Here is a 1,976-nt window from a genome sequence, read left to right on the forward strand (position 1 = left end):
CCCGGCGACACTCCACACCATACAGGAGCAAGTGACCTGGCGGCGGTTGGCCGACGGCGAGCGGTTGTTTCACCAGGGCGAGCTGGGCACGTCGATGTTCATCGTCGTCAACGGCCGGCTGCAAGTTGTCCTGGAGCGGGATGAATCCGGCGGGCTGGAACGTGACCTTGGCGAGATCGGCCCAGGCGAGACGACCGGCGAATATGCTCTGCTCACCGACGAAATCCGCTCGGCTTCGGTCTACGCCATCCGCGATACGGACGTGGTCGAACTGACCCGGCCGATCTTTGAGCGCCTCATCGAGGCGCACCCCCAGGCGATGGTAGAGATCGCCCGCATCATCATTACACGCCAGAAGCGCGCCCTGCGACCCCTGTCCACTCGTGCGGCTTCCCACAGGCTCACGGCGCTGAGCATTGCCATCTTTCCGGCCGGTCGGGACGGCGCGCCCCTGGCCGACTTCGCCGCTAGCCTGGCCGAGAGCCTGTCCGTCTTCGGGCCGACGGCGCTCTTCACCGGCGAGCGCTTCGACGACGCCTTTGGCAAGCCCGGTGCGGCGCTGACCGAGCCGGATGATGCCTTGAGCCTTGTGCTCAATCATTGGCTTCAACAGCAGGAGAGCGACTTCCGCCACATTCTCTACGTCGCCGACGCGGAGTGGACGGCCTGGGGCCGCCGCTGCCTGGCCCAGGCCGACCGCGTGTTGCTGGTGGGCATGGCTGGCGGCAACCCCGGCCCCGGCCCGCTGGAGAGCTACTGCGCCCCACGCCTGCGCAAGGAACTCGTCCTGCTGTACGCGCCGGACGCGGCCGAGCCTTCCGGTACGCGGGCCTGGTTAGAGCCGCGTGAGGAAGCCGCTGGCGTGGATGCCGCCGGCGTGGGAGCCGCCAGCCTTGTCCACCATCACGTCCGCCAGGGCGACCGGGCGCATTGGGAGCGGCTGGCCCGCCGGCTGACCGGCCGCGCGGTGGGCATGGCCTTCAGCGGCGGCGCGGCCCGCGGTTTTGCCCACGTGGGCGTCATCCGCGCCCTGGAGGAAGCCGGCCAGCCGGTGGATTACATCGGCGGCTCCAGCATGGGCGCTCTGGTCGGCGGCGGCTGGGCGATGGGACTGACGCCCGCCCAGGGCATGGAAAGGGCCGCGCGTATCGCTAACCCAGGCTATCTCCTCGACCGCACCTTCCCCTATACGGCGGTGATGGCGTCGCGCAAGATCACGCTGGCGCTGCGCGAGATGTTCGGGGAGCGGCAAATCGAGGACTTGTGGCGGCCCTTTTTCTGCGTCTCCACCAACCTGTCGGCCGCCGCTCCGGTCATCCACGACCGTGGGCCGCTGTGGCGCGCCGTGCGGGCCAGTATCTCCCTGCCCGGCATCTTCTCGCCCATCTTGAACGAGAAGAACGAACTGCTCGTCGATGGCGGGGTGATGAACAACTTCCCGGTAGATATTCTGGCCGCGCGCGCCGAGTTTGGCCTGATCATCGGTAGTAACGTCAGCCCCCACCGCGAGCAACCCTACCCCTATCCGCTTGGCGAGAGCGTTTCCGGCTGGCGGGTACTGTGGAGCTATGCCAACCCGTTCGGCCAACGGCTACCCGCGCCGAGGTTGGGCAGCATCATCTTGCGCACTGTTGAGGTCAACAGCCTCTATCACCGCAAGTCCGTCGAACAGCTGGTCGACATCCTGATCGAGCCCGACGTGCGCGACTTCAACTTTCTCGACTTTGAGGCCTATGAAACCATGGAGCGGCGCGGCTATGAGGCCGCCCGGCAGGCGCTGGAAGATAGGGGCTAGGGAAGAGTGCTCTTCCCTAGCCCCTAAAGAATGTGCCTCTGGCATTTTGACAGCGACCGGCCACAGGTTCTATCATGCTTCCATGACCGTCTCGCCCATTACCGACTACCTCTCCATCTCCGCCTGGCCCATGCCGGAGGACATCGACTACATGCGCGCGTTGGGTGTACGGCTGATCATC

1 protein-coding gene is annotated in these 1,976 nt (G+C 66.3%); it reads left to right on the top strand.

Annotated elements, in window-relative coordinates; translation table 11 throughout:
- The coding region (locus tag ACE3UY_RS20200; protein ID WP_374689283.1) for a patatin-like phospholipase family protein at positions 1-1,795 on the top strand (1,795 nt) is incomplete at its 5' end.
- Positions 1,796-1,976 lie beyond the last annotated feature (181 nt).

It is taken from the genome of Promineifilum sp. (SeqCode) (assembly GCF_041918635.1).
Classification (GTDB): Bacteria; Chloroflexota; Anaerolineae; order Promineifilales; family Promineifilaceae; genus Promineifilum.